The sequence below is a fragment of the Kribbella flavida DSM 17836 genome (genome assembly GCF_000024345.1).
Classification (GTDB): Bacteria; Actinomycetota; Actinomycetes; order Propionibacteriales; family Kribbellaceae; genus Kribbella; species Kribbella flavida.
Genome location: NC_013729.1, coordinates 1,214,025 through 1,239,128, shown reverse-complemented (window position 1 = coordinate 1,239,128; position 25,104 = coordinate 1,214,025). Strand labels below are relative to the sequence as shown.

At 71.4% G+C, this 25,104-nt stretch carries 24 protein-coding genes; 7 read left to right on the top strand and 17 right to left on the bottom strand.

The window, feature by feature from the left end:
• The first annotated feature begins 49 nt into the window (after positions 1-49).
• The gene (locus KFLA_RS05775) at positions 50-1,339 is read left to right on the top strand and encodes a hypothetical protein (protein WP_148256554.1); all 1,290 of its coding nucleotides are present in this window, start codon (positions 50-52) and stop codon (positions 1,337-1,339) included.
• On the opposite strand, the gene KFLA_RS05770 is transcribed toward KFLA_RS05775, so the two are convergent.
• Both KFLA_RS05770 and KFLA_RS05765 read right to left on the bottom strand, forming a co-directional pair.
• On the bottom strand, positions 1,320-2,225 hold the full coding sequence (locus tag KFLA_RS05770; protein ID WP_012918830.1) for an aminoglycoside phosphotransferase family protein: 906 nt from the start codon (positions 2,223-2,225) through the stop codon (positions 1,320-1,322). The two genes, KFLA_RS05775 and KFLA_RS05770, sit on opposite strands and share 20 nt — an antisense overlap.
• Positions 2,226-2,322: 97 nt before the next feature.
• Positions 2,323-3,600, bottom strand: coding sequence for a hypothetical protein (locus KFLA_RS05765; protein WP_012918829.1), 1,278 nt, complete (start codon positions 3,598-3,600; stop codon positions 2,323-2,325).
• A gap of 180 nt (positions 3,601-3,780) precedes the next feature.
• Here KFLA_RS05765 and KFLA_RS05760 point away from each other — a divergent pair, with 180 nt between their 5' ends.
• A complete protein-coding gene (locus tag KFLA_RS05760) occupies positions 3,781-4,581 on the top strand; it encodes an SDR family NAD(P)-dependent oxidoreductase (RefSeq protein WP_012918828.1) in 801 nt (266 codons plus the stop codon).
• A gap of 21 nt (positions 4,582-4,602) precedes the next feature.
• Here KFLA_RS05760 and KFLA_RS05755 read toward each other — a convergent pair whose 3' ends face one another.
• Together KFLA_RS05755 and KFLA_RS05750 are read right to left on the bottom strand one after the other, a co-directional pair.
• Positions 4,603-5,382: an ANTAR domain-containing protein gene (locus tag KFLA_RS05755; RefSeq protein WP_012918827.1), complete on the bottom strand. Its 780-nt coding sequence runs from the start codon at positions 5,380-5,382 to the stop codon at positions 4,603-4,605.
• Complete coding sequence (locus tag KFLA_RS05750; protein ID WP_012918826.1) at positions 5,379-6,080, bottom strand: ANTAR domain-containing protein; 702 nt, start codon at positions 6,078-6,080, stop codon at positions 5,379-5,381. Before KFLA_RS05750 ends, KFLA_RS05755 begins: the two co-directional genes overlap by 4 nt.
• A 168-nt stretch (positions 6,081-6,248) precedes the next feature.
• Between KFLA_RS05750 and KFLA_RS05745 the strand changes: the two genes are divergently transcribed.
• Positions 6,249-6,839, top strand: coding sequence for a hypothetical protein (locus KFLA_RS05745; RefSeq protein ID WP_012918825.1), 591 nt, complete (start codon positions 6,249-6,251; stop codon positions 6,837-6,839).
• 220 nt (positions 6,840-7,059) lie between these two features.
• Here the strand turns inward: KFLA_RS05745 and KFLA_RS05740 are convergent, their stop codons facing one another.
• The 9 genes from KFLA_RS05740 to KFLA_RS05700 form a co-directional block, all read right to left on the bottom strand.
• Positions 7,060-7,785 (bottom strand): HNH endonuclease family protein, encoded by a 726-nt coding sequence (locus KFLA_RS05740; RefSeq protein WP_012918824.1) that lies wholly within the window; start codon positions 7,783-7,785, stop codon positions 7,060-7,062.
• A 42-nt stretch (positions 7,786-7,827) separates the two neighbouring features.
• On the bottom strand, positions 7,828-9,954 hold the full coding sequence (locus tag KFLA_RS05735) for a DEAD/DEAH box helicase (protein ID WP_012918823.1): 2,127 nt from the start codon (positions 9,952-9,954) through the stop codon (positions 7,828-7,830).
• Positions 9,955-10,251: 297 nt separating this feature from the next.
• Entirely contained in the window at positions 10,252-11,265 is a 1,014-nt protein-coding gene (locus KFLA_RS05730) for an RNA polymerase subunit sigma-70 (RefSeq protein WP_012918822.1), read from the bottom strand.
• A gap of 2 nt (positions 11,266-11,267) precedes the next feature.
• A complete protein-coding gene (locus KFLA_RS05725; RefSeq protein WP_012918821.1) occupies positions 11,268-11,693 on the bottom strand; it encodes a VOC family protein in 426 nt (141 codons plus the stop codon).
• Positions 11,694-11,813: 120 nt separating this feature from the next.
• Positions 11,814-12,716, bottom strand: a complete 903-nt coding sequence (locus KFLA_RS05720; RefSeq protein WP_012918820.1) for an RNA polymerase sigma-70 factor — start codon at positions 12,714-12,716, stop codon at positions 11,814-11,816.
• Positions 12,717-12,898: 182 nt separating this feature from the next.
• Positions 12,899-15,289: an ATP-binding cassette domain-containing protein gene (locus KFLA_RS05715; protein WP_012918819.1), complete on the bottom strand. Its 2,391-nt coding sequence runs from the start codon at positions 15,287-15,289 to the stop codon at positions 12,899-12,901.
• 100 nt (positions 15,290-15,389) lie between these two features.
• On the bottom strand, positions 15,390-15,800 hold the full coding sequence (locus KFLA_RS05710; RefSeq protein WP_012918818.1) for a VOC family protein: 411 nt from the start codon (positions 15,798-15,800) through the stop codon (positions 15,390-15,392).
• Positions 15,801-15,805: 5 nt separating this feature from the next.
• Positions 15,806-16,255 (bottom strand): helix-turn-helix transcriptional regulator, encoded by a 450-nt coding sequence (locus tag KFLA_RS05705; RefSeq protein WP_012918817.1) that lies wholly within the window; start codon positions 16,253-16,255, stop codon positions 15,806-15,808.
• Positions 16,252-18,513 carry an ATP-binding cassette domain-containing protein gene (locus KFLA_RS05700; RefSeq protein WP_012918816.1) on the bottom strand — a complete coding sequence of 754 codons (2,262 nt, stop codon included), beginning with the start codon at positions 18,511-18,513 and terminating at the stop codon, positions 16,252-16,254. Before KFLA_RS05700 ends, KFLA_RS05705 begins: the two co-directional genes overlap by 4 nt.
• 62 nt (positions 18,514-18,575) lie before the next feature.
• Here KFLA_RS05700 and KFLA_RS05695 point away from each other — a divergent pair, with 62 nt between their 5' ends.
• Entirely contained in the window at positions 18,576-19,547 is a 972-nt protein-coding gene (locus tag KFLA_RS05695) for a helix-turn-helix transcriptional regulator (RefSeq protein ID WP_041289164.1), read from the top strand.
• On the opposite strand, the gene KFLA_RS05690 is transcribed toward KFLA_RS05695, so the two are convergent.
• Both KFLA_RS05690 and KFLA_RS05685 read right to left on the bottom strand, forming a co-directional pair.
• Positions 19,522-20,277, bottom strand: a complete 756-nt coding sequence (locus KFLA_RS05690; protein ID WP_012918814.1) for a ZIP family metal transporter — start codon at positions 20,275-20,277, stop codon at positions 19,522-19,524. The two genes, KFLA_RS05695 and KFLA_RS05690, sit on opposite strands and share 26 nt — an antisense overlap.
• 54 nt (positions 20,278-20,331) lie before the next feature.
• Positions 20,332-20,790 carry a winged helix-turn-helix transcriptional regulator gene (locus tag KFLA_RS05685; protein ID WP_012918813.1) on the bottom strand — a complete coding sequence of 153 codons (459 nt, stop codon included), beginning with the start codon at positions 20,788-20,790 and terminating at the stop codon, positions 20,332-20,334.
• 97 nt (positions 20,791-20,887) lie between these two features.
• Between KFLA_RS05685 and KFLA_RS05680 the strand changes: the two genes are divergently transcribed.
• Positions 20,888-21,271, top strand: coding sequence for a PPOX class F420-dependent oxidoreductase (locus tag KFLA_RS05680; RefSeq protein WP_012918812.1), 384 nt, complete (start codon positions 20,888-20,890; stop codon positions 21,269-21,271).
• A gap of 10 nt (positions 21,272-21,281) precedes the next feature.
• Here the strand turns inward: KFLA_RS05680 and KFLA_RS05675 are convergent, their stop codons facing one another.
• A complete protein-coding gene (locus KFLA_RS05675) occupies positions 21,282-22,289 on the bottom strand; it encodes a sigma-70 family RNA polymerase sigma factor (protein ID WP_012918811.1) in 1,008 nt (335 codons plus the stop codon).
• Positions 22,289-23,236, bottom strand: coding sequence for an LLM class F420-dependent oxidoreductase (locus KFLA_RS05670; protein ID WP_012918810.1), 948 nt, complete (start codon positions 23,234-23,236; stop codon positions 22,289-22,291). Before KFLA_RS05670 ends, KFLA_RS05675 begins: the two co-directional genes overlap by 1 nt.
• A gap of 136 nt (positions 23,237-23,372) precedes the next feature.
• Here KFLA_RS05670 and KFLA_RS05665 point away from each other — a divergent pair, with 136 nt between their 5' ends.
• The gene (locus tag KFLA_RS05665; protein ID WP_012918809.1) at positions 23,373-23,849 is read left to right on the top strand and encodes an SRPBCC family protein; all 477 of its coding nucleotides are present in this window, start codon (positions 23,373-23,375) and stop codon (positions 23,847-23,849) included.
• A gap of 129 nt (positions 23,850-23,978) precedes the next feature.
• A complete protein-coding gene (locus KFLA_RS05660) occupies positions 23,979-25,091 on the top strand; it encodes an epoxide hydrolase family protein (protein WP_012918808.1) in 1,113 nt (370 codons plus the stop codon).
• The last annotated feature ends 13 nt before the right edge of the window (positions 25,092-25,104 follow it).

The following is a 25,104-nucleotide window of genomic DNA, read 5'->3' as shown; positions in this document are numbered from 1 at the left end:
TGAGGCGGGTGCGGTGGTGGAACGGGCCGGCCGGCGCGGCACGTGGTGGATGGTGGGTCTCGTGGTCCTCGCCGTCGCCGCGGCCGGTACGACGTACTCCGTGCTGGGCCGGCGGGCCGAGGAGCCGGCGACGGCCGGACCCCCGAGCCCGCCCGTCACGCGCCCGTCGGCGGCTGCCGGGTCCTCCGGACCGCCCGGCGACAAACGCATGCTGGCCGAGATCGACGCCGTCCTGAAGACCCGGGCATCGGCTGTGCGGACCGGGCAACTGGCGCAGTTCCTGCAGCACCTCGACCCGCAGAACTCCGCGCTCCGCCGACGTCACCAGCAACTGTTCGGCAATCTGCGCAAGCTCGGCCTCCGGCATCTCAGCTACCGGCGCGAGGGCGGCTGGGTCCCCGAGCCGCAACCGCAGCACGGCAGCGAGGCGCGCGCCTTCCGGGTGATGATGCTGGTCCAGGTCACCGGTATCGATCCCGCACCCCGCTTCGTCCCGCTCGGGTACACCTTCGCCGAACGCGGCGGCCGCTGGCTGCTCGTGGACGACGACGACCTCGCGGGCGAGCAGGACCGCGGTACCTACCGCGAGCCGTGGGACCTCGGCCCGATCGAGGCGGTGCGCGGACCGGGCGTGCTGGTCGTCGTCCCGGCGAACGAGCGCGCCAACGGCCGGCGGCTGGTCGGCGAGGCCCGTCGCGCCACGCCCGCCGTGCGGGCCGCGCTCAAGCGGTCCCCGGCCGGCGTCCTGGTGATCGCGATGGCCGACCAGCGCTCGATGGACACCGGCTGGCAGACCGGTGGGCACCCGGCCGCCGCGGTCGCCGTGCAGAACTTCAGCCCGGTCACCGCGGCGGCGACCCGGTTCGAGGTCACCGGCAGCCGCGTCGTCATCAATCCCACCGAACGCACGAAGGCCGACCGCTTCCTGCTCGCCCACGAGTTCACCCACGCGGCGATGGCACCGCTCGGCGGCAAGGCGCCGACCTGGCTGGTGGAAGGCCTCGCCGAGTACGTCGAGTTCCGGCTGACGTCGCGGCACGGCGACCACCAGCGGGTCGCCGACCGGCGGCGCACGCTGCTGCGGCAGGCGATCCCGGCGGTGCGGCGGCTGCCGACCGACAACGACTTCCGCGGCGCCTACGACGAGCAGAGCTACGGCGTCAGCTGGATCGTCGTCGAGTACCTCGCCGACGAGTACGGCATCAGCACCCTCAACGCCCTGTACGCCGACCTTGCGCGCGGCCCCGAGGATGCCGCCGCCCGCGAGCGGGCCCTGCGCCAGCACCTGGACACCTCGGAGGCCGAGCTCGTTGCCGCCGTCAAGGAGTACGACGGCTGAATCCCTGTCCCAGCAGACGTTCCAGGGTCCGGCGGCCGAGCAGACTCATCGGGGGATTGCTCTGCTCGTAGTACCAGACCAGCCCCATCGCCTGTTGCAGTGCCCACGCCTTGCCCCGCTGCCACTCCAGGTCGGAGCAGCCGAGGTGGTCGCGGAACGCCTGCCGCGGCTCGGGGTCCAGCAGGTGCCAGGCCGCGACCAGGTCGAGCGCGGGATCGGCCGGACCGAACCCGCCGACGTCGATGATCCCGGCCAGCCGATCCGCGGCGACCAGGACGTTGCCCGGGATCAGGTCGCCGTGGGTCATCACGTCGGCGCCGGTCCGCGGCAGCTCGCGCAGGTCGCTCCAGAGCCGGCGCAGCGCGGAGACGTCCATGAGCCGTTCGCTGCGCTCGAAACACGTCTCCATCCAGTCGTCGCTGTCCGGCAGGAGGCCACCTCGTCCTTCCCGGTCGAACGTCCTGCCGGCGGTGTCGATCGTTCGAACCTCCCGGACGAACGTCGCCAGGTCCCGCGCGAACGCCACCGACCAGCCGGGCGCGTCCGGGGTGGCCGGCGTACCCGGGACCCAGGTCTGAACCGACCACGGCAGCGGGTATCCGGCGCCCGGCTCACCGAGGGCGACCGGCTCCGGCGTACGGAACGACGTCCGCCCGGCGAGCTCCGCGGCGGCGGCCGCCTCGGCCTCCAGCGATCGCCTGACTGCGGCGGGATCGTCACCCTGCAAGGGGAACCGGACGCCGAACCGGTCGCCGATCCGGAACAAGGCGTTCACGGTGCCGTGGGACACCACCTCGGTGACCGGCTCGTCGGCCCACTCCGGAAACTGTTCGGCGACCAACTGCCGCACGGTCGCCGCCGATACACTCAACTGCCCCTCGTGCATCACCACCCAGCGAGCATGCCATCTACCGTGAACTCGTCCGGGCGAGGGCCCTGGCGAGTCGTGCCCCTGACCTGTGACCAGGGGCACGGCTCAGTGGTCAGCGGGTGCCGGCCCGGAGCTGGGCGACCTCCTGCCGGGTCAGCTCGCGCAAGGCGTCCGCCGAGGTCGAGACCTTGTGCTGCTCGCCGCCGCCGCCGACGTCTCCGCCGCCGAACCTGATCGAGGCCCAGTTGTTCTGCGCCGCCAGGGTGGTGCTGCGGTTGTCGTCGTTGACGTCGGCCGCCGCGGTGTCGGTGGTGTCGCCGTCGCAGTTCCAGTCGATGCCGAGGTTGGCCGCCCCCGAGGTCCGGGTGGTGCCGTCCGGGCACTTCCACTTCGTCCGCCAGGTCGAGGCCGCGCTGGTGTTCAGGCCGACGGACTCCCGCAGGCTGGTCTCGGTGAGCGCGGGCGGCGCGAAGGAGGAGTAGCTGAACCAGGCCGAGCCGCTGGTCCGCGGTACTCCGTCGAACTGGAAGAAGTAGTTCATCACGCTGAGGTAGTTCGGCTTGTAGTTGGCGTGGTCCGTGCCGCCGTGGGTGAGACCGAGGTTGTGGCCGAGCTCGTGGATGAACGTGCCGACGGCCATGTTCTCGGTGACGGTCCACTTGCACTTCGGGCCCATCGTGACGATGAACGTGTCGTTCGGGATCGCGAAGGCGTTGCCACTGCTGCACGTGTTGTCGTAGTCGTCGGCCCAGAGCATGTAGTGGAAGACCGCCTGCCGGGCCGGCGCGAAGTGGACCGCCTTGATCGCGTCGGTCTGCTGGACCGCCGGCTGCAGGTTGCTGTCGTACGGCACCTCGTTGCCGCCGCCGAGGTCGTACGCCGTACCGCGGGCCGCGCCGGCGTCGAGGTGCAGCCGGATCCCGGTGCTGCCGTCGGGGTTGCTGACCGGCGCGGTGGCGAACACCTCGACGATCCGGTCCAGTGCGGTCGTCGATGCGAGCCGCCCGGCCATGTAGTCCATCTCGACGAACAGGTCCTTCTTGGTCGGCGTCGCGCCGAGCGCCGGCAGGTCGACGTCGATCGTGCCGTTGCCGTCGGCGTCGTACCCGTTGGTCTCCCAGAGGTCCGGCAGTGCGTCACCGTCGGTGTCGGTCGCGGCCGGCGACCGGACGCCGCCGGGCGCGGACGCCGCGTCGGCGGCCGTGGTGCTCGGGGCGGGCGGCGCGTCGGCGGCCGTGGTGCTCGGGGCGGGCGGCGCGTCGGCGGCCGTGGTGCTCGGGGCGGGCGTGTCGGCCGCCGGGACGGCGGCGACGGCCCCACCGGCCGCGACGGCGGCCAGGGCGAGCGAGGCCGTCGTGGCCAGCACGACGGGGCGGGGGCGGAATCTCATCGGATCTCCTCGATCGTCTCAGCGGCCGGAGCGCTCAGCCGAACGCTCCTTCTCACGACCGCGCTGCGGCTGCCTGACCGCGCAACCTTCGGCAGGATGTAGCCAACCGGCCACTCTGCGCAAGAGGTGTTCCGGCGCCGGTCGCCGGTTGCGGGCACTTTCCCGGGGTACCGCGAAGGCATGGCTGACCAACGACCTCTCGCCCTGATCACCGGAGCCTCCAGCGGAATCGGCTTGGAGCTCGCCAAGCAGTTCGCCCAGCACGGCTACGACCTTGTCGTCGCCGCCGAGGACGGCGGCATCGAGTCGGCCGCCGTCACCCTGCGCACAGCCGGCTCCGAGACCGTGCAGGTCGAAGCGGTCCGCGTCGACCTGGCCACCTCCGACGGCGTCCAGCGGTTGTACTCCGCCCTCGGCGGGCGCGCCGTCGACGCCGCCGCGCTGAACGCCGGCGTCGGCCTGGGCGGGGCGTTCCTCGACAACGACCTGGGTGACGAGCTGAAGCTGATCCAGCTCAACGTCGTCTCCACGGTGCACCTGGCCAAGCTCCTGCTCCGCGACATGATCGCGGCCGAGTCCGGCAAGCTGCTGATCACCTCGTCGATCGCGTCGACGATGCCGGGCTCGTTCCAGGCGATCTACAACGCCAGCAAGTCGTTCCTGCAGTCCTTCGCCGAGGCCCTGCAGAACGAGCTGAAGGACTCGCCGGTGACCATCACGTCCCTGATGCCCGGCCCGACGGAGACCAACTTCTTCCACCGCGCCGGGATGGACGACACCCCGATGGGCCGCGCCGGCAAGGACGATCCCGCCACCGTCGCGCGGCAGGGCTTCGAGGCCCTGATGGCAGGCAAGGACCGCCAGGTCACCACCACCTTGAAGACCAAGGCCCAGGAGCTGAGCAACAAGATCCTGCCGGACAAGCTGAAGGCCGCGGCCCACCGCAAGATGGCCGAGCCCGACGAGCACAAGGACGACTGACCGCCGCCCCGGCGTACGCCGTCAACTGGTCGGAGGGCGGCCTTCGCCGGCGGCCTCGACCACCTCGGCCGCGACGGTGCCCAGGGGCCGGCCGCGCTCCGCGGCCAGTGTCAGCAACCGGTCGAAGGCCTTGTCCAGCTCCAGCTGATCGGTCTGGGCCAGGACACCCTTGGCCTGTTCGACCACCACCCGCTCGTCCAGGGCGGCCCGCGCCTGCGCGATCACGGCGTGCGGCATCACCCTGCCCGAGTGCACGATCGCGATGGTGGCGATGTCCGCGAACGCCTGCGCCACGGAGCCTGAGCCCTCGACCGCCGCACTGTCGGCGAAGAACAGGTTCATCGCGCCGAGCGCATCCCCGTGCCAGAGCAGCGGTACGGCGCGCACGCCCCCGACGCCGACCGCGCGGAACGTGTCCACCAGCAGCGGCCAGCGGTGCTCGATCTCCCTGACCCCGGTCGCGGTGACCGTCTCGACCGTGCGCACCGCGTCGAGGCAGGGTCCTTGCTCGACCTGCAACTGGTACAGGTCGAGCTCCTCGGCCCGATGACTGGTGGCTGCCAGCAGCTCCAGTTCCCGGTCGTCGGGGCGAGCCAGCAACACTCCGGCGGCCGCGGCTCCGACTGCCCGCGCGCAGCCGGCCAGCAGCAGCGTGGTGGTGCCGACGACGTCGTGGTCCGCGGTCAGTGTCGAGGTCGCCGCGGCCAGCTCGGTGAGCGCGCGGTCCGGGCGAGCGGCTCCCGGACGGGCGGCCTCGTGCGGATCGACGGCTTCCGGCTGGCTGCCTTCGTGACCGGTCATGCAATCCCCTCGGTGAAGTCGAGCTCACGGCGGACGACCTTGGCCGCGATGTCGCTCAACGTGGTGTCGTGCGCGTAGGCGTGGGCCCGCAGGATGGCCAGCGCGTCGTCGGTGGACAGGCGCAGCTGCGCGATCACCATCCCGGTGGCCTGGTGGATCTGGGCGCGCGCCGACCAGGCGCCGCCGCCGGTGACGCCGTCCTCCGACGTCGGGTCGCGCAGCAGCGCGGCGCCCACCGCGTCGGCCAGGAACTGGGCGGTGTCGGTGGACTCGGGCAGCGTGTCCCCTTCGGTCACGTACAGGCTCAGCGTGCCGAACACGGACTGCCGTGACGGTCGCATCGGAAAGCAGCTGATCCGGAGCTCGCCGACCGCCTCCCGGGCGGCCCGGGTGAACTCCGGCCAGCGTTCGTCGGCCTGCTCGCCGAGGTCGACCGTCACCGGCAGCCCGGTCTGGAACGCCTCCCGGCACGGCCCCTGCCCGAGCAGTTCCTGCAAGTCCTCCAGCCGGGCGGCGACCTCGTCGCTGGACGCGAGCGTGATGCGGTTCGACGTCGCGGTGTCGACGGTGATCGACGCGCCGGTGACACCGAGGATCAACCGGCTCGCCTCGCAGAGCCGCTCGGCGAGGTGCCGTTCCTTCGCGTCCGCGGCGGCCAGCCGGGCCAGTTGCGCCAGGATCGCCGCATGATCCGTCAACGGTTTCTCCCGGCGTGGGACCGGTCGTCCCACTGATCAGTGATCACAACCCAACGGTACGCCCACGGCAACGAATCCTGCCGCCGATCCGCTGGTGGCACGCGGTTTGTCGCCGACTACGCAGGGTACCGATCAACTGAACGTCGACGAGACGACGAGGTGAGTCGGATGACGGACGGCCTGCGGCAACTGCTCGGCCTGACCAGCTACGACGTGAACGGCGCGAAGATCGGCCCGGTGGTCGGCCTGCACCCCAGCGAAGGCGGCGAGATCGAGTGGGCCACGGTCGCCCGCGGCCGGGCCGCCGGGAAGCACCACCTGGCACCACTGGTCGGAGCCCGGCTCGGCGCGCACGGGGTTCACCTGTCCGTGCCGAAGGCAACCATCAGGAAGGCGCCGGAGATCGAGGCCGAGGGCCCCTTGTCCGTGGCGCAGTCCGAGCGGCTGATCGGCCACTACGGCCTGGCCCGGCGGGAAGCGGCCCCGGATTCCACCGCCGAGGTGCGCCCGGTCGCCCGCCGCCGCCGCGGTACGGCGTACGCGAGACTGGGCGGACGCCCCCGCCGGTCACGACCGGCCGGCCGGCCCGACCGCGGCCGCTCACGCGCCACCGAGCCGAGCCCGGCGATCGTCGACCGCGCCCCCGACCCGCTGCCCACCCCGCCGCCCCAGTCGCCCGCCACCTTCGACTGGCGATCGGCGGCCGGCAAGCTCTCGGCCTTCGTACGCCGCGCCGCCGGACGCCCGCCGAAGATCTGACGACCCGAGCCGCGTCGTCGGCCAGGACCAGGTCCGCGACGTCCGCGGCCGACCGTTTCGCCCCGGGTACCTGCCGGGCAGCACCCGGTCGGCGTCGTCGCTCGCACGAAGGCGCCGACTGGGTCTCCACTGCTAGGGCGTGTTGATCAGTTCCCAGCAGTCGCGAGCAGGTGCCCCGTGCCGGGTGCCGCGCAGCACGCAGGGAATTGATCAACACGCCCTACGGGCAGCTGCGGGTGATCGTCCGGGCCGAGTCCTGGTCGGCTTTGGTGACGGGCAGTGCGTACTTGCGGGCGACCTGGAGATAGCGCAGGACGTAGGCACAGCGCGAAGCGCGGTTGACCGGCAGCCACTCGCCAGGACCGTCATCGTTCTTGGAGGCGTTGGTCGGGCCGTCGACGGCGAGCAGGTTGAGGCTTTGGTCGTTCGCGAAGTCGACGCGGCGTTGCACCGGCCACCGGGCCGCGCCCAGGTCCCACGCCCGGCCGAGCGGGTACACATGGTCGATCTGCACCTTCGATGCCTCCGCCTTGCGGAACTCGGTCCGCCGGCCGGTGTACGGGTCGGACGGCAGCGTCCCGGCCACGACGACACACTTCGACCGGGCCCGGTACTGCACTCCGGTGAGCTGGGCGGCGAGCACGTCGTTGCGGGTGTCGCAGCCGTTGTGACCGCCCGGACCGGTGTGGTCGTCGGTCCAGCTCGGGCCGAAGTTGTCCCGCCGGTACCCGGGAACGTCGGGCCGCGCGGCGACGACCCGGACCTTGCCGAGCTCGGCGGTGATCAGCTTCCCGATCCCGGTCGCGGGTGGCGGCGCGACCGGCGTACGGGTCGGGGCGGAGCGGCCGGGAGACGGTGCACCGGGGTCGGCACCGGCCCCCGGATAGTTGCATCCGGCAACAAGGAGGGCGAGCAGGGCGAAGGCGGGGGGAAGGGGACGCGTCACCGGCCGAAACGTACCGGTCGGCGCCGACAACCTCTCACCGGGTCAGGCCCGGGCAGCCAGCGCGTTCGTCAGCAGTTCCACCAGCGCCTCGAGCTGGACGTCGGCCGACGCCCCGACCTCCTCGTCGGAACCGTCCAGCGCCATCGCGGCCAGCCCGGCCTTGGCGTCGATCAGGTCCGCGATCCGGGTGTCGATCGTCTGCGCGGCGATGATCCGCCACGCGGTGACCGGCTCCTCCTGCCCGATCCGGTGCACCCGGTCGATCGCCTGCGTCTGCTCGGCGTTCGTCCAGGACAGCTCCGCGAGCACGACGTTCGACGCGACCTGCAGGTTGAGGCCGACACCGGCGGTCAGCAACGAGCAGACCGCGATCGCGACGCCCGCGTCGTTCACGAACGCGTCGATGTTCTTCTGCCGTGCCGTCGACGACTGGTCGCCGCGGATCGAGCAGTAGCGGATGCCGCGCTCGGCGAAGGTCTGCTCCGCGACGTCCATCACCTCGATGTGCCGGGCGAAGAACACCACCTTGCCGACGTTGTGCGCGAGCTGGGCGGCGTAGTCCGCGGCCAGCCCGGCCTTCGCCTTGCCGATCCGGCGGACCAGGCTGAACACGTTCTCCGCGGACTTCGCGGTGTCGGCCCGCTCCCAGCCGGCCACCCGGCGGACCAGGTCGTGGTCGATGCCGTCCACCTCGCTGCCCGAGCTGCGGGTCGCGATCGCACTGTCGTACCGCGCGACCAGGCGGTCGGCCAGTTCCCGCTCGGCGTCCCGGATCGACCGGCCGACGGCGCCGTCGAGCTCGACCGGCAGGTCGGCGACCCGGCGGGCCGGGATGTCGGCGGCCACGTCGACCTTGCGGCGCCGGACGATGCCCAGGTCGATCACCCGCGCCCGGGCGGCCGCGGCGAAGCCCGGGTCGGCCGGGGTCAGCCCGGTCTCCTCGAGCGCCTCCATCAGCTCGGCCCCCGGGCTCTTCTCGTCGATCCAGCCGAGGAACTGCCAGATCGCGGTGAAGTCCTCGATGTCGTTGATCAGCGGCGTACCGGTCAGCGCCATCAGCAGCGGCCGGCCGGCGCGGGTCCGGATCCGCTCGGACAGCTGCAGCACGTTGCGGGACCGCTGGGACTTCTTGTTCTTGATGAAGTGCGCCTCGTCGACGACCATGCCGCGGAAGCCCAGGTCGCCGAGCCAGCCGACGTGCCGGTCGAGCACCTCGTAGTTGACGACCACGATGTCGGCGAAGCCGTCGATGGTGTCGCCGTCGCCGTGGATCACCGTCGCCTTCTTGTGCGGCGTCCACAGCCCGGCCTCACGGGCCCAGTTGGTCTTCACCACGTTCGGTACGACGACCAGCAGCGGGTACGCGTTGGCAGCCTGCGCGGCGAGCAGCGCCTGCGCGGTCTTGCCCAGGCCGGGCTCGTCGGCCAGCAGGAAGGTCCGGTGACCCGCGGCCGCCGCGGCGACCAGTCGCGCCTGGTGCGGCATCAATTCCCGCCCGCCCGGCGCCAGCAGCGACGTGGGCGCGGGCAGGGTCTTGCTGGCCGAGGCGGCGGCGTGCTCGAACGACCTGAGCAGCGGGCCGATCAGCTCCCAGCCGGCCAGCCGGCGGGCGCGCGGCTCACGCGGCGCGGCTGCGGAGAAATCGGGAGCCAGGAACGGGTTCGCCAGCTGCCGGGAAACCACCGACTGCGGCACCACCCGGCGGGCGGGCGCGGCGGGCGCCTCGGTCGGCTCGGCCGGTGCGGGCTTCTCGGCCGGCGGCTCGAGACCGGCGGCCAGCATCATCTCGCGCTTGAGCGCCACGGCCGCCTCGGACATCACCGCGTCCTCGGCGAGCAGCGCCAGCAGCGAGGTGTCCCGCGCGGCCGTCTTGGCCAGGATCGTCGCCACCCCGTCGAGGCGGCGCAGCTGCTCGGCGCGGTAGGCGTCGGTGGCCCCGGGATCGGCGTTCACCCGGGTCCGCTCCTCGCGGACCAGCAGCGCGACCACCTGGAACTTGGTCCGGACCGACGGCTGGGCGGTGCCGCGCTCGACGGCGGCCTCCACCTCCCGGACGGCCTTGGCGAGCACCGGGATGAGCCCCTGGGCGTCGGCGTCGCGGACGCGGCGCCGGCTGCGGGAACCGGTACGGGTGGCGGCGCCGGGCTGGCGCTGGCCTCGTCGGGCCAAGGATCCTCCTCGGGACTGCCAGGGCACGCTGCCATGGCGGACGGCAACACCGCACACCCGGCTGCAGGACATCGCCGGGAGTGGCCTGAGGTGGCGACTCTTCATCGCGCGGCGCGGTCCACCACTGCTGTGAGCGATCGACGGGTCGGACGTCCGGCCGGACCGGCCGGTGGGTGGCTCCGACAGCGAGAACCGAGGCACAGCGGGCTGGGCGATCGGCCTCACCAAGGGATGTCGCCGAGGTTCGGTGCGCCCCCATACTAGCGCCCACAGCGGTTCGCGTCCCGGCCCCGGCCCCTACGGATCCGAAATTCGTCGTCCGGGCCCCCGCGTCCCCGACTGCTCCGCGCCGGTGCCGAGCTCGGGCGGCAGCCCGAATGCGGGGAACCGGGAGTAGCCGAAGGTGATGATCTCGGCGATCGCGCCGCCGGAGATCCGCAGTACGTCGAGCTTGAACGCGCGGAACACCGTGTCGCCCGGCCGGCGCAGGTACGTCGCGGCGGCCGGCAGCCGGTTGGCCGAGGTCGGCACCAGGCGCCACTCCCCGTCGCGGTCCGGCCCGAACGCCCGCTCCAGCAACGGCCGGACCGCGTCGAGCCCGGCGAACGACAGCTGGTCGGGCGGCATCGACACCCGGATGTCCTCCGCCGCGATCGCGACCGCCGCCGCCACGTCACACCGCTCGTGCGCGTCGATGAACCGATCCAGCAGCGCCCGCTCCTCGGCCGTCGGCCGGGCAGCGCTCCAGTCCGTACGCCGTACCGGCAAGTGCTGCTGCATCGTCGCGCGGGCCCGCTGCAGGGCGCTGTTCGCCGCCGCCACGCTCGTCTCCAGCAGGGCAGCGGTCTCGGTGGCCGGCCAGCCGAGCACGTCCCGGGCGATCAGGGCGGCCCGCTGCCGCGGCGGCAACGCCTGCAACGCGATCAGGAACGTCAGCTCGATCGTCTCCCGGTCCACCGCCACCGCGTCCGGCTGGTCGGTGGGCGGGGCGACCTCGTCCAGCAACTGGTCCGGGTAGGGCTGCAACCACACCATCTCCCCCGGCGACGCGGCCTGCCGCCGGGCGTGGCGCCGGGAGACGTCCAGGCACACGTTCGTCGCGATCCGGTACAGCCACGCGCGGAAGTAGGTTCGGCCGTCGAACCCGTCCCGGCCGCGCCAGGCCCGCAACAACGTCTCCTGGACGGCGTCCTCCGCGTCGTCGAAGGACGCCAGCATCCGGTAGCAGTGCAGGTGCAGCTCCCGGCGGTGCCGCCCGGCCAGCTCGGCGAACGCGGCCTCGTCACCCGCGAACGCCGCCTCCTCCAGCACGGTCAGAGCCGGTCGGGGTTCGTCGTCCGGACCTCCTGGACGGTCCAGCCGTTGCCGTCCGGGTCCTCGAAGGTCAGGAACGTGCCGTAGTCGGCCCGGTTCGGGTCCAGTCCGGGCTGCTGACCCTCGGCGGTGAAGTGGAACGGCTCGCTGACGTCCACGCCCCGCTCGACCAGCTCGGCCCGGGCCGCCTCGATGTCGTTCACCACCAGGTGCGTGCCCTGGTAGGTGCCCGGCGCGGCCTTCGTCAGCCCGGTGCCGATCGTGATCGAGCAGGCCGAGCCCGGCGGCGTCAGCTGCACCACCCGGAACGCGTCGCCGGCCCGGTGGTCGACGTCTTCGCGGAACCCGAGCTGCTCGGTGTAGAACGTCTTCGCCCGGTCCACGTCCGACACCGGCACGATCACGAGTTCGAGCTTCCAGTCCATCAAGGCCTCCCAGCATCGCGGTCGGCCTCAGTCTGGCCGACACTCTCACCCGGTAGAACGACGGCCGGCCCGGAAACTCATCGGTGCTGCGATGACACGTTTCGCGGCCGGCCGGCCGGGCTACCGCGTCAGCGGGTTCTCGGTGTCCAGGTAGGCCATCTTGTGCGGGTTGCGGACGGCGTAGATCCGGGTGATCCGGCCGTTCTCGACGGTCAGGCTGAGGGCGGTGTCCCGTGCGCCGCCCGGGTCGATCCGGGCGGCGGGCGCGCCGTTGAGCCAGACCGAGGTCAGCTGCAGGTCCGGCGCGTGCGTCGCGATGCCCGCGAGCAGGGTGCTCACCCGGCGAACGCCCTCGAGCGGCGCCATCAGCGCCTGCACCACGCCGCCGCCGTCGGTGACCAGCACCACGTCGGGCGACAGGACGTCGAGCAGCCCCTGGACGTCGCCGGTCCGGACCGCGGCCAGGAACCGGTCGACGACCACCTGCTGCTCGGCCGGGGCGACCCGGGTCCGCGGCCGGCGCGCGGCGACGTGCCCGCGGGCCCGGTGCGCGATCTGCCGGACCGCGGCCGGGCTCTTGCCGACCGCCGCCGCGATCTCGTCGTACGGGACGTCGAAGACCTCACGCAGTACGAACACCGCCCGTTCGATCGGCCCGAGCGTCTCCAGCACGGTCATCATCGCGATCGAGACGCTGTCGGCGAGCTCGACGTCCTCGGCCACGTCCGGACTGGTCAGCAGCGGCTCCGGCAGCCACTCCCCGACGTAGTCCTCGCGCCGGCGCGACACCGTCCGCAGCCGGTTCAGCGCCTGCCGGGTGGCGATCCGGACCAGGTACGCCCGCGGCTCCCGCACCGCCGCCTGGTCCGTGGCAGCCCACCGCAACCAGGTCTCCTGCACAACGTCTTCCGCATCCGCTGCCGACCCGAGCATCTCGTAAGCCACCGTGAAGAGCAGCCCTCGATGCGCGACCAACGGATCCTCTTCCTCCGTCGTCACCCCACCACCACTACCGCCCACCATCGTCCCTCCACCCGTCTCGGCACCAACACCACCAAGACACCACCCACCCCTCCCCTGTGACACCCCACCCCACCCTCAGCCGCCACATGCTGGGTTCTCCCCCGGAATACGGACGGGTAGACCCACAATGTGGCGGGTTATCCCCCCACGTTGGGGCGGGGGTGGGAGGGGTGGGGGGACGGTCAGGGCTTGATGTAGGCGGCGAGGTGTTTGGCGGTGAGGGTGGTGGAGTCGGCGACGAGGTCGGCGGGGGTGCCTTCGAAGACGATCCGGCCGCCGTCGTGGCCGGCGCCGGGGCCGAGGTCGATGATCCAGTCGGCGTGCGCCATCACGGCCTGGTGGTGCTCGATGACGATGACCGACTTGCCGGAGTCGACCAGCCGGTCGAGCAGGGTGAGCAGCTGCTCGACGTCCGCGAGGTGCAGGCCCGTGGTCGGCTCGTCCAGGACGTAGACGCCGCCCTTCTCGCCCAGGTGGGTGGCGAGCTTCAGCCGCTGCCGCTCGCCGCCGGACAGCGTGGTCAGCGGCTGGCCGAGGGTGAGGTAGCCGAGCCCGACGTCGGCGAGCCGGCCGAGGATCGCGTGCGCGGCCGGGATCTTGGCGTCGCCGTCGCCGAAGAACTGCTCGGCCTCGGCCACCGACATCGCCAGCACCTCGCTGATGTCGCGGCCACCGAGGTGGTACTCCAGCACGGCCGCCTGGAACCGCTTGCCCTCGCACTCCTCGCAGGTGGTCGCGACGCCGGCCATCATGCCCAGGTCGGTGTAGATCACGCCCGCGCCGTTGCAGGCCGGGCAGGCCCCCTCGGAGTTCGCGCTGAACAGCGCCGGCTTCACCCCGTTGGCCTTCGCGAACGCCTTGCGGATCGGCTCGAGCAGCCCCGTGTACGTCGCCGGGTTGCTCCGGCGGGACCCCTTGATGGCGCCCTGGTCGATCGACACCACCCCGGCGTCGGCCGGCATCGATCCGTGCACCAGCGAGCTCTTGCCGGACCCGGCCACCCCGGTCATCACGCAGAGCACGCCGAGCGGGATGTCGACGTCGACGTCCTTCAGGTTGTTCGTGGCGGCGCCGCGAATCTCCAGCCTGCCGGTGGGGGTCCGGACCTCCTGCTTGAGCGCGGCCCGGTCGTCGAGGTGCCGGCCGGTGATCGTGCCGGACTTGCGCAGACCGTCCAGACTGCCCTCGTAGCAGATCGTGCCGCCGCCGGTTCCGGCGCCGGGACCGAGGTCGACGACGTGGTCGGCGATCGCGATCGTCTCCGGCTTGTGCTCCACGACGAGCACCGTGTTGCCCTTGTCCCGCAGCTGCAGCAGCAGTTCGTTCATCCGCTGGATGTCGTGCGGGTGCAGCCCGATGGTCGGCTCGTCGAAGACGTAGGTGACGTCGGTGAGCGAGGAGCCGAGGTGGCGGATCATCTTGGTGCGCTGCGCCTCACCGCCGGACAGCGTGCCGGCCGGCCGGTCGAGCGAGAGGTAGCCCAGCCCGATCTCCGCGAACGAGTCGAGCAGGTGCTGCAGCCCGGCGAGCAGCGGCGCGACCGAGGGTTCGTCGAGCTCGCGGATCCAGTCGGCCAGGTCGCTGATCTGCAGCGAGCAGAGGTCGGCGATGTTCTTGCCGTTGATCTTCGACGACAGCGCCTCCTGGCTGAGCCGGGTCCCGTCGCACTCGGGGCAGGTCGTGAACGTCACCGCCCGCTCCACGAACGCCCGGATGTGCGGCTGCATCGCCTCGACGTCCTTGGACAGGAACGACTTCTGGATCTGCGGGATCAGGCCGAGGTAGGTCAGGTTGATGCCGTCGATCTTGATCTTGGTCGCCTCGCGGTACAGCAGGTCGTGCTGTTCCTTCTTGGTGTACTTGCGGATCGGCTTGTCCGGGTCGAAGTAGCCGCAGCCGCGGAAGATCCGCCCGTACCAGCCCTCCATGCTGTAGCCGGGAATGGTCAGCGCGCCCTCGTTGAGCGACAAGCTGTCGTCGTACAGAGCCGACAGGTCGATGTCGGTGACCGAGCCCATGCCCTCGCACCGCGGGCACATGCCGCCGAGCCGGTTGAACGTCGCCTTCTCGGCCTTGGTCTTGCCGCCGCGCTCGACGGTGATCGCGCCGCTGGCCCGGACCGAGGGCACGTTGAAGGAGTACGCGTTCGGCGAGCCGATGTGCGGCTTGCCGAGCCGGCTGAACAGGATGCGCAGCATCGCGTTCGCGTCGGTGGCGGTGCCGACGGTGGAGCGAGGGTTGGCGCCCATCCGCTCCTGGTCCACGATGATCGCGGTGGTCAGGCCCTCCAGCAGGTCCACGTCAGGGCGTGCCAGTGTCGGCATGAAGCCCTGGACGAAGCTGCTGTAGGTCTCGTTGATCAGCCGCTGGGACTCCGCGGCGATGGTGCCGAAGACCAGTGAGCTCTTGCCCGAGCCGGACACCCCGGTGAACACCGTCAGCCGTCGCTTCGGGATCTCGACGTCGACGTCCTTGAGGTTGTTCACCCGGGCGCCGTGCACGTGGATCAGGTCGTGGCTGTCGGCGTCGTGCGGCGCGGGCGACCGCCGGGCCTTGCTCGGGGCCTTGCTCATCGTCTCTCCAACTGTCGGGCGGAACCGTCTCCGGTCTCCGTCGGCGTCGTCTGGGGCAGCCGGCCGGCCTCGAGCCGGACGGCGGGTGGGCTCGCGGCGCTCAGGCCAGTTGCTGGATCCGGAGCAGGTTGCCGGCCGGGTCGCGGACGGCGCAGTCGCGGATTCCGTACGGCTGGTCGGTCGGCTCCTGCACGATCTCGGTGTCGCCGGCCTGCAGCTGCTCGAAGGTGGCGTCCAGGTCCTTGGTAGCCAGCAGGATCGCGCCGTAGGTGCCCTTGGCCATCATCTCGGTGATCGCCTTGCGCTCCTCCTCGGTGATGCCCGGGTCGGCGGCCGGCGGGTGCAGCACGATCGAGGTCTGCGGCTGCCCGACGGGGCCGACCGTGATCCAGCGCATGCCGTCGTACCCGACGTCCTTGCGGACCTCGAAGCCGAGCGTGTCGCGGTAGAAGTTGAGCGCGGCGTCCGGGTCGTTCTGCGGCAGGAAGCTGCTGTGAATGATCAGGTCCATGGCGCTCACGCTAGCTGCGGCTCGGTGACCGGCGCTTCTCGATTCCTGATCGGTCTGGTCACCTGTTTCGCGACGCACGACGGAATGCCCTCCGTCGCGGCGGCCGCCTCCCGCCGGTAGGTGCTCGGCGGCACCCCGACCAGTTCGGTGAACCGGGTGCTGAACGTGCCCAGCGACGAGCACCCGACCGCGAAACAGACCTCGGTGACACTCAGGTCACCCCGCCGCAGCAGCGCCATCGCCCGCTCGATCCGGCGGGTCATCAGATAGCCGTACGGCGACTCTCCGTAGGCGAGCCGGAACTGCCGGCTGAGGTGCCCGGCCGAGATGTTGACCCCGCGGGCGAGCGCCTCGACGTCCAGCGGCTGCGCGTACTCCCGGTCGATCCGGTCCCGGACCCGTCGCAGCAGCGCGAGATCCCGCAGGTTCTGCTCCGCGCTGGCTTTGCTGGTCACTCCCCGATCGTGCCATGGCCCGGGTTCGTTGCCCAGAGCGCGGAAGCGGTGGGGGTCGCCTGGGTCATCAGGTCCCGGACAGTGCCCTCGTACAGAACCCGTCCGCCGTGCTGGCCCGGTCCAGGCCCCAGGTCGACGACCCAGTCGGCCTGCCGGATCACGTCGAGGTTGTGCTCGATGACGACGACGGTGTGGCCGCGGTCCACGAGCTGGTCGAGAATGCCGAGCAGCGTGTCGATGTCGTTCAGGTGCAGTCCGGTGGTGGGTTCGTCCAGCACGTAGAGCGTCGGCTTGTCGGCGTCGTGCAGCTCGCGGGCGATCTTGAGCCGCTGGCACTCGCCGCCGGACAGCGTGGTGAGCGGCTGTCCCAGCCGCAGGTAGCCGAGGCCGACGTCGGCGATCGCGCCCAGCGCCTTGACCACGGCCCGGTCCGGGAAGCGCCGGACAGCCTCGTCCACGGTGAGATCGTCGATGTCGGCGATGGACAACCCGGCGACCTGGTACGCGAGCACCTCAGCCGTGTAGCGCCGGCCGTCGCAGCTCTCGCACACCGTCTCCTGCCCGTCCATGAACGCGAGGTCGGTGTGGATCACGCCGAGCCCCTTGCAGGTCGGGCAGGCACCTTCGGAGTTCGCGCTGAACAGAGCAGCCGAAACCCCGTTCCGCTGGGCGAAAGTACGCCGGACAGCGGGCGCGATGCCGGTCCAGGTGATCGGCGTGGACCGCCGGTTGGTGGTGACCGCCTTCTGGTCGATGACCACCGCGGCATGCTGCTCGACCAGCTCGGCGGCGAGGCTGGACTTGCCCGACCCGGCGACACCGGTGAGCACCGTGAGCACACCGGCCGGCAGGTCGACGGTGACGTGGCGCAGGTTGTTGCGCGTCGCGTCCGCGATCGTGATGCTGCCGTGCCCGGTGCGCGGTACGGGCGTGATCGGGCGGCGTCTGCGCAGCGCCCGGCCGGTCGGCGTACCGGCCTCGAGCAGCTCGCCGAAGCCGCCCTGGAACACCAACCGCCCGCCGTCGTCGCCGGCCCCCGGACCGACCTCGATGATCTGGTCGGCGACCGCCATCACGTCGGGGTCGTGCTCGACGACCAGCACGCTGTTGCCCTTGTCCCGCAGTTGTTCCAGCAGCGCGGTCATTGCCGGGGTGTCGTGCGGGTGCAGCCCGACGGTCGGCTCGTCGAACACGTACAGCATCTCGGTCAGGCTGCTGCCGAGGTGCTTGACCGTCTTGATCCGCTGCGACTCGCCACCCGACAGGCTCGTGGTGGCCCGGCCAAGGTGCAGGTAGCCCAGCCCGATCGTGATCATCGCCTCCAGCCGCGCGGTCAGCGCCCGGACGACGGGAGCCACGGCCGGGTCGTCGACCTTCGTCACCAGCGCCGCCAGGTCGGTGATCTCCAGCCGCGCCAGCTCGCCGATCGTCCTGCCGAGCACGGTCGCTGTCCGGGCCGCCTCGGTGAGCCGGTCGCCGTGGCAGTCCGGGCAGGTCGTCGACCGGGTGAAGCGGCGGATGACGTCCTGCTTGCGCTCGGACAGGTCGCCCGAGGTGTGCAGGTAGATCCGCTCGAAGCGCTCGACGACCCCCTCGTAGTCCCTGGGCGGCTTGGTTCCGAGCTTCGCCGCGGCCTCACCGCCGTACAGCAGGGCGTCCCGTTCGGTCGGGCTCCACTCGCGCAGCGGGGTGTCGAGGTCGAACGAGCCGATGTCGGCGTACTGGTTGTACCAGTAGCCGCCGTGACCGAAGCCGGGCAGCAGAATCGCGCCGGCCGCGAGCGACTTGTTGAGATCGAGGAACCGGTCGACGGCACTGACGACCACCTCGCCCAGCCCCGCGCAGGCCGGGCACATGCCGGCCGGATCGTTGAACGAGAAGTGCCCCGACTCACCGACGTACGGCGTACTGGTGCGGGAGAACAGCAGCCGCAGGTAGGTCCAGGTGTCGGTGATCGTGCCGACGGTCGAGCGTGCGTTGCCGCCGAGCCTGCGCTGGTCGATCACCACCACCGGCGACAGCCCGTCGATCTCCTCGACGTCCGGGCGGCTCCACCGGGGCAGCCGGTTGCGGGCGAACGGCGGGAACGTCTCGTTGAGCTGGTGGCCTGCCTCGGCCGCGACGGTGTCGAAGACGAGCGACGACTTGCCCGAGCCGGAGATGCCGGCGAACACCACCAGCTGGTTGCGAGGGATGTCGGCGCTCAGCCCGGCCAGGTTGTTCGTGCGCGCCTCACGGATCCGGATGTGCTTTCCCATGACTGCGAACGTAACCGGATATGTGGCCGGATCCTGACCGCTTAGTGCGGAAGAATCGAGGCGTGGCCGATGTGACCGAACGAATGCTGGCGTTGCTGGCGACGTTGCAGACCGGGCGGGCATTCAGCGGCGCGGAGCTGTCGAGCCGGCTCGGTGTCAGCGCGCGCACGCTGCGCCGGGACATCGACCGGTTGCGGGGCTACGGCTACCCGGTCGACACCCAGCCCGGCCGGGGCGGGTTCTACCGGCTCACCGCAGGCCGCGCGTTGCCACCGCTGGTCCTGGACGACGACGAAGCAGTGGCGACGCTGCTCGGACTGGCGACACTCGCCGCCACCGGTGAGGCCGGCGAGGGCCGGTTGGACGAGGCAGCCACGCGTGCGTACGGCAAGATCGACCAACTGCTGCCCGGCCGGCTCCGGCCCCGCGCGGCCGCGATCCGGTCCACGCTCGAGGCGGCTCACCAGCTCGCCCCCGCACCGAGCCCTCAACTCCTGGCCGACCTCGCCGACGCGATCCGGGCCCGGCGGACGGCGGTCTTCGAGTACCAGAGCCCCACCGGACGTCCCAGCAGCCGCCGCGTCGAGCCGCATCGGCTGGTCCACCTCAATCTGCGCTGGTACTTCGTTGCCTGGGACGTCGAGAAGCAGGACTGGCGCGTCTTCCGCTGCGACCGGATCGAGCAGCTGCAGATCATGACGAGCCAGTTCGAGCCCCGGCCGATTCCGGCCGACAGCGCTGTCGACTACCTGCGGCAAGGGCTTGGCAAGGAGCGACAGACCATCCGCCTCACCGTGCACGCTTCGCTGACCCGGGTCGCCGACGCGCTCCGGCACCAGGACGCCGACCTGGTCGCCGTCACCGACCAGCAGGTCGACGTCACCCTCAAGCTGGACAACTGGCAGTGGCTGCTGCTGAACCTGGCCTCCCTCGACGCGGACTTCGTCGTGCACGAGCCCCCCGGGTTCGTGCACGCACTGCGCGCCTTCACCGACCGTCTCGCCCGGGCTACCGCTCGAGGCTCGTCAGCGTGAAGGCGGTCAGGAACCCGAGCATGGTGATCAGGCCGATCGCCAAGTGCGCCTGCTCGAACGCCTCGGGAATCATCGTGTCGGCGATCATCGTCAGGATGGCTCCCGCCGCCAGCGCCGTGATCGCGGCGAGCACCGCCGGGCCCGCGTCCCCGAGCACGGTGTAGCCGGCGACCGCCGCCAGTCCGCTGACGACCGCGATGCCGGTCCACAGGCCGAACACGTACGCCCGGGAACGCCCGGCCTGTCGCATGCCGGCCGCACTCGACAGCCCTTCCGGCACGTTGCTGATGAAAACAGCAGCGACGGTGACGGCGCTGACCTTGCCGCCGCCCAGCAGGCTGGCGCCGATCACGATCGACTCCGGGATTCCGTCGAGCAAAGCGCCGAGCGCCAGGGCGGTGCCCGAACCGGCTTGCTGCTGCTCCGACGGCTGCCGCGTTCCCGACCGCTTCCGGTGCCGCGCACCGCGCCGGGCCAGGAGGACGTTGCAGCCGGTGTAGATGACCGCGCCCACCACGGCACCCAGAACCGTCGGCCCGAGGCCCGCTTGGTCGTAGGCCTCGGCGATGAGATCGAACGACACCGCCGACAGCAGGACACCCGCACCGAAGGCCATCACCGACGCGATCAGCTTCTGCGGTATCCGCGCCAGGAATCCGACCGCCGCACCGACCAGCAGCGCTGACCCGGCCAGCAATCCCCAGCCGCCCGCTTGCAACCATTCCGGCACACGCCCTCGGTCCCCTGTTCCGCCGGACCGAAACGAAGGCCGACGTCCGGAGTACTACGCGACGTCGGCGGCGCCGGGCCCCGGGAGCAGGTCGATGTCTCCGGCGTGCATGGGCTCTCCGCAGTGGGCGCAGCGCAGGTCGACCTGGCTGACCTCGCCGCAGGCGTGGTGCCGGTACAGAACCGGCGGACCGGCCGCGCCGGCGAGCCACTTGTCCCCCCACCGGACCATCACCATCAGCAGGTCGACAAGCTCCGTCCCCTTGCCCGTCAGCACGTACTCGTAGCGCGGCCGGTTGTCGTACGGCCTGCGGTCGAGCACGCCCTGCGCGACGAGCCAGTTCAGCCGTTCCGTCAGCACCTTGCGGGAGATGCCGAGGTCGGCCTGGATCTCGTCGAACCGGTTGATGCCCACCCACACGTCCCGCAGGATCAGCGGTGACCACGGCTCGCCGATCACGTCGAGCGTGCGGGCGACCGAGCACGCCATCTTGCCGAAGTCCGTTCGCTGCATGCGACCAGGCTAGCAAGGGGGGTTCCCTCAGGGAACCCGAGCCTGCTACGGTCATGGAGTCTCTTCAAGAAACTCGACCGAACCGGAGGTCAGACCGATGCTCGACAGCGACCTGCGCCGCATCCTCGACGGCACCGTGTACGCCCACCTCGCCACCGTGCTGCCCGACGGCTCCCCGCACACCGTTCCGGTCTGGGTCGGGACCGAGGGCGACCACATCGCCTTCCTGACCGGTCCGGAATCCCGCAAGGCCCGCAACCTGCGCCGCGATCCCCGGGTGGCGCTGTCGGTGGCACCCGCCGACAACCCCCACGAACCCCTCGTCGTCCGCGGCCGGGTAGTGGAGTGGCTCGAAGGCGACCGGGCCTGGCCGATCATCGACCGCATCGCCCTGAAGTACCTCGGCCAGCCCTACCCCCGCGACGAAGAGCGCGTCGTGGCGCTCATCCACCCCGAACGCCACACCATCGGCGTCGGCTGACGCGCGATGCTCAGTCGTTCGGCTCCAGCGCCGCGGGCAGACCGGCCGCGGCGGTGAGGCCGGCGTCCGGGAAGACGACGACGCGGCTGATGCCTCGTGCGGTCATCGTGAAAACGCCGACGACCGCGGCGGTGTAGCGACCGTCCGGCTCACGGTGGTACGCCGCGGCCGCGGGTTGCCCGTTGACCTCGGTGCCGACCAGGCGCCACGTCCCCACGTCCTCCAGAACGTGCCGGCCGAGGTACGGCAGGCAGACCTGGATGCCCTGGAACCAGGTCGTACTGGGCGGCACCTCGATCGAGGCGTCCTCGCACAGCAGGCGGCCGAGCTCCGCGACGTCGGCGGTCTCGAACGCGGTGATGTAGCGCCGCAGCAGCTCCTGGGCCTGCGGGTCGTCGAGCTGCAGGCGGTCCTCCGGCTCGGGTTCCAGCTCGGCGATCCTGCCCCGGGCCCGCTGCAGCAGGCTCTTGACCGCGGCGACACTGATCCCCATCACCTCCGCGACCTCGGCGGCCGGCCACGCGAGGACCTCCCGCAGCAGCAGTACGGCGCGTTGCCGCGGCTGCAGGTACTGCAGTGCGGCGACCAGCGCCAGCCGGACCGAATCCCGCTCGACCACGATCGACTCCGGCGTCTCGTTCGCGCGCAGCAGAGCGTCGGGCAGCGGCTCGACCCAGGCGACGGACTCCGCCGGTCGCGGCGGCTCGTCAGGATCGTTGCTCGGAGCCCCTGTTCCGGCCGGCAGGAACCGCCGCCGCCGCTGGTCGAGCGCGGTCAGGCAGGCGTTGGTGGCGATCCGGTAGAGCCAGGTCCGCAGCGACGACCGGCCGTCGAAGCCCGCAGATCCCCGCCAGGCCCGCAGGAACGTTTCCTGGACGAGGTCTTCGGCGTCGTGCACCGAGCCCGTCATCCGGTAGCAGTGCGCGAACAGCTCGCGGCGGTATCCCTCCGCCCGGTCCGCCAGCAGCGCCGCGTCGGCCACAGTTCGCCGTACCTCCCGTTCGTCGACCGTCGCCATCAGCCGATGAACTCCTTGGCGAAGCGACGGATCGCGTCGGGATTCAGGCTGTCGTGGAACCCGATCACCAACTCTTGCACGCCGACCGCCTCGTACGCCGCGATCCGGCGGCGCACGGTGTCGACCGTGCCGTAGAGCAGGTACGAGGCGAAGTCGCCCGGGTAGAACAGACCGGTTTCCGGCGCCAGCGCGCCCTGCGCCTCGTCGTCGGTGCCGGCAATCAGGCAGGCCGTCGTCACGGTCCGGCGGATGCCGTCGAAGTCGGACCCGACTGCGTCACAGTGCGCGCGCAGGATGCCGAGCTTGCGCTCCACCTCGGCCGGGGACGCCATCAGGTTGCAGGCGTCGGCGTACTGCGCGACGAGCTTCAGCGTCACCTTCTCGCCCCCGCCGGCGATCATCAGCGGGATGTGCGGCTGCTGGACTCCGCGCGGCTGGTTCACCGCGTCGACGAGCCGGTAGTACTTGCCCGCGAACGTGGTGACGTCCTGCGTCCAGAGCGAGCGAATCACCTGGACCGCCTCCCGCAGCCGGCGAAGCCGCTCCGGCCCGTCGTCGTACGGGTAGCCGAAAGCCTCGTAGTCGCGCTCGTACCAGCCCGCTCCGATGCCGAAGTCCAGCCGGCCGTTCGACAGCACGTCGACCGTCGACGCCATCTTCGCCTGCAGCGCCGGATTGCGGTACGCGTTGCCGCTGACCAGCTGCCCGAGGCGGATGCGCTCGGTGCGCGCAGCCAGCGTGGTCAGCAGGCTCCACGACTCGAAGACGTAGGCCTGGGACGGCGGGACGGTCTGCAGGTGGTCCGGCAGGTAGACCGCCGCGAACCCGGCCTCCTCCGCGGTCTCCGCCAGGCGGGTGACCACCGCGGCCGCCTCGACGGGATCGTCGAACGACGCGAGCTCCTGCCCGAATCCCGTCGGCAGAAAAAGGCTGAACGCCAAGGGCATGACCGGTTCCTTCCAGCTGGTGACGACCACTCGCCGTACAGACCGCGCGCGGACCGGAAAGGAATCGCGGCCGGAGGTACGAAGTAGGCGATCGTCACCGACGCGAGACACCGCACCGGCGCTCGAGACTGAAACCATGACAACCTTTCCCACTCAGATCGACCTGACCGCACCGGTCGTCGTACGCCTCAGCATCGAGATCGCGGCGCCGCTGGAACGTGTCTGGCAACTGCACACCGACGTGAACCGCTGGGCCGACTGGCAGACCGATATCGCCACCGCCGTCACCGACGCGCCGCTCGCGCCGGGGGTCAGCTTCCGCTGGACCACTCATCACCTGGACATCGTCTCGACGGTGTACGCCGTCGAACCACCGCAGCGCATCCTCTGGGGTGGGCCGGCGCACGGCATCACCGGAATCCACCAGTGGACCTTCGAGCAGGCCGGCGGCATCACCACGGTGCGCACCGAGGACTCCTGGGCCGGCGAGCCGGTCCTCACCGACATCGACGGCATGCGCAAGGCGCTGACCGCATCACTCGAGGCCTGGCTCGACCGGCTGAAGGCCACCGCCGAGGGTCTTCAGCCATCACCGACCACGCCGACGTCCTGACCGATGCACTGCCGAAACCGGCTCGCCGCTGTTCGGCCACCTGACCGCGACGGCAGCTCGAACGCACTCGGAGGACTACGCTGGCCGGAACTGCCCGGACCGAGAGGGGTCGTCATCAGACCGAACCCGATGGTGGCCGTCACCGAGGCCGACCTGGACGACCTGCGACGCAGACTGCGCGCCACCCGCTGGGCGCCCGACTGGCCGGACGCCGGGTGGTCGGCCGGCACGGACGCCGGGGAGCTACGGCGACTCGTCGACTACTGGTCGTCAGGCTACGACTGGCGTGCGCAGGAGGCGGCGATCAACGCTCTGCCGTCGGACGTCGCCGCAGTCGACGGCGGCTCCGTCCACTACCTGCGGTTCGATGGCGAGCGTCCCGGCGGGTTGCCGATCGTGCTGACCCACGGCTGGCCGAGCACGTTCCTGGAACTGGTCGAGCTGGCCCGTCGCCTCGCCGCGCCCTCGCAGTACGGCGGGCAGGCGGCGGACGCGTTCACGGTGATCGTTCCGGCGCTGCCCGGCTTCGCGTTCTCACCCCAGCAGACGACGCTGCCGCCCGCCCGGCCGACGCACGAGCTGTGGCACCAGTTGATGCGCGACAAGCTGGGGTTCGAGCGCTATGCCGCGCACGGCGGGGACCTCGGGGCGGGCGTCACGTCCCGGTTGGCCGAGGCACATCCCGAAGCACTGGTCGGCATCCACCTGCTCGCTGTCGCGGATCCGCCGGAGGTCGAGCCGGACAGCATCACGCCGGAAGAACAGGCCTACCTCGACGCGCGCGCCGCCTGGACCACGGACGAGGGGGGCTACCAGCACCAGCAGATGACCCGCCCGACGACCCTCGGTTTCGGGCTCTCCGACTCACCGGCCGGGCTGCTGGCCTGGATCCTCGAGAAGTACCGCGCCTGGACCGACACCGCCGATCGGCCGCCGACGTTCGACGACGACTTCGTCCTGACCCAGGCGTCGCTGTACTGGTTCAGCAACACGATCTCGACCTCGTTCCGCCCGTACTACGAGTACCACCGGGCCATGACCAACCGGCTGCGGCAGGTCTCGGTGCCGACGGCGCTGGCGGTCTTCCCCGCGGACCTCGGCCGGCCGCCGCGGAGCTGGGCGGAGCGCACCTACAACCTCCAGCGCTACACGACGATGCCGCGCGGCGGCCACTTCGCGGCCCACGAGGAGCCGGACCTGCTGACCGACGACCTGATCCAGTTCTTCGGCACGCTGCGCTGACGCCGGCTTTTCG

Bases quoted from the DNA above. Each gene is read 5' to 3' on its own strand.
- KFLA_RS05715 (WP_012918819.1), bottom strand. From the start codon at position 15,289: ATGAGCAAGGCCCCGAGCAAGGCCCGGCGGTCGCCCGCGCCGCACGAC.
- KFLA_RS05720 (WP_012918820.1), bottom strand. From the start codon at position 12,716: ATGGTGGGCGGTAGTGGTGGTGGGGTGACGACGGAGGAAGAGGATCCG.
- KFLA_RS05680 (WP_012918812.1), top strand. From the start codon at position 20,888: ATGCTCGACAGCGACCTGCGCCGCATCCTCGACGGCACCGTGTACGCC.
- KFLA_RS05745 (WP_012918825.1), top strand. From the start codon at position 6,249: ATGACGGACGGCCTGCGGCAACTGCTCGGCCTGACCAGCTACGACGTG.
- KFLA_RS05760 (WP_012918828.1), top strand. From the start codon at position 3,781: ATGGCTGACCAACGACCTCTCGCCCTGATCACCGGAGCCTCCAGCGGA.
- KFLA_RS05700 (WP_012918816.1), bottom strand. From the start codon at position 18,513: ATGGGAAAGCACATCCGGATCCGTGAGGCGCGCACGAACAACCTGGCC.
- KFLA_RS05675 (WP_012918811.1), bottom strand. From the start codon at position 22,289: ATGGCGACGGTCGACGAACGGGAGGTACGGCGAACTGTGGCCGACGCG.
- KFLA_RS05660 (WP_012918808.1), top strand. From the start codon at position 23,979: ATGGTGGCCGTCACCGAGGCCGACCTGGACGACCTGCGACGCAGACTG.
- KFLA_RS05670 (WP_012918810.1), bottom strand. From the start codon at position 23,236: ATGCCCTTGGCGTTCAGCCTTTTTCTGCCGACGGGATTCGGGCAGGAG.
- KFLA_RS05770 (WP_012918830.1), bottom strand. From the start codon at position 2,225: ATGCACGAGGGGCAGTTGAGTGTATCGGCGGCGACCGTGCGGCAGTTG.
- KFLA_RS05775 (WP_148256554.1), top strand. From the start codon at position 50: ATGGTGGGTCTCGTGGTCCTCGCCGTCGCCGCGGCCGGTACGACGTAC.
- KFLA_RS05725 (WP_012918821.1), bottom strand. From the start codon at position 11,693: ATGGACTGGAAGCTCGAACTCGTGATCGTGCCGGTGTCGGACGTGGAC.
- KFLA_RS05755 (WP_012918827.1), bottom strand. From the start codon at position 5,382: ATGACCGGTCACGAAGGCAGCCAGCCGGAAGCCGTCGATCCGCACGAG.
- KFLA_RS05665 (WP_012918809.1), top strand. From the start codon at position 23,373: ATGACAACCTTTCCCACTCAGATCGACCTGACCGCACCGGTCGTCGTA.
- KFLA_RS05710 (WP_012918818.1), bottom strand. From the start codon at position 15,800: ATGGACCTGATCATTCACAGCAGCTTCCTGCCGCAGAACGACCCGGAC.
- KFLA_RS05765 (WP_012918829.1), bottom strand. From the start codon at position 3,600: ATGAGATTCCGCCCCCGCCCCGTCGTGCTGGCCACGACGGCCTCGCTC.
- KFLA_RS05685 (WP_012918813.1), bottom strand. From the start codon at position 20,790: ATGCAGCGAACGGACTTCGGCAAGATGGCGTGCTCGGTCGCCCGCACG.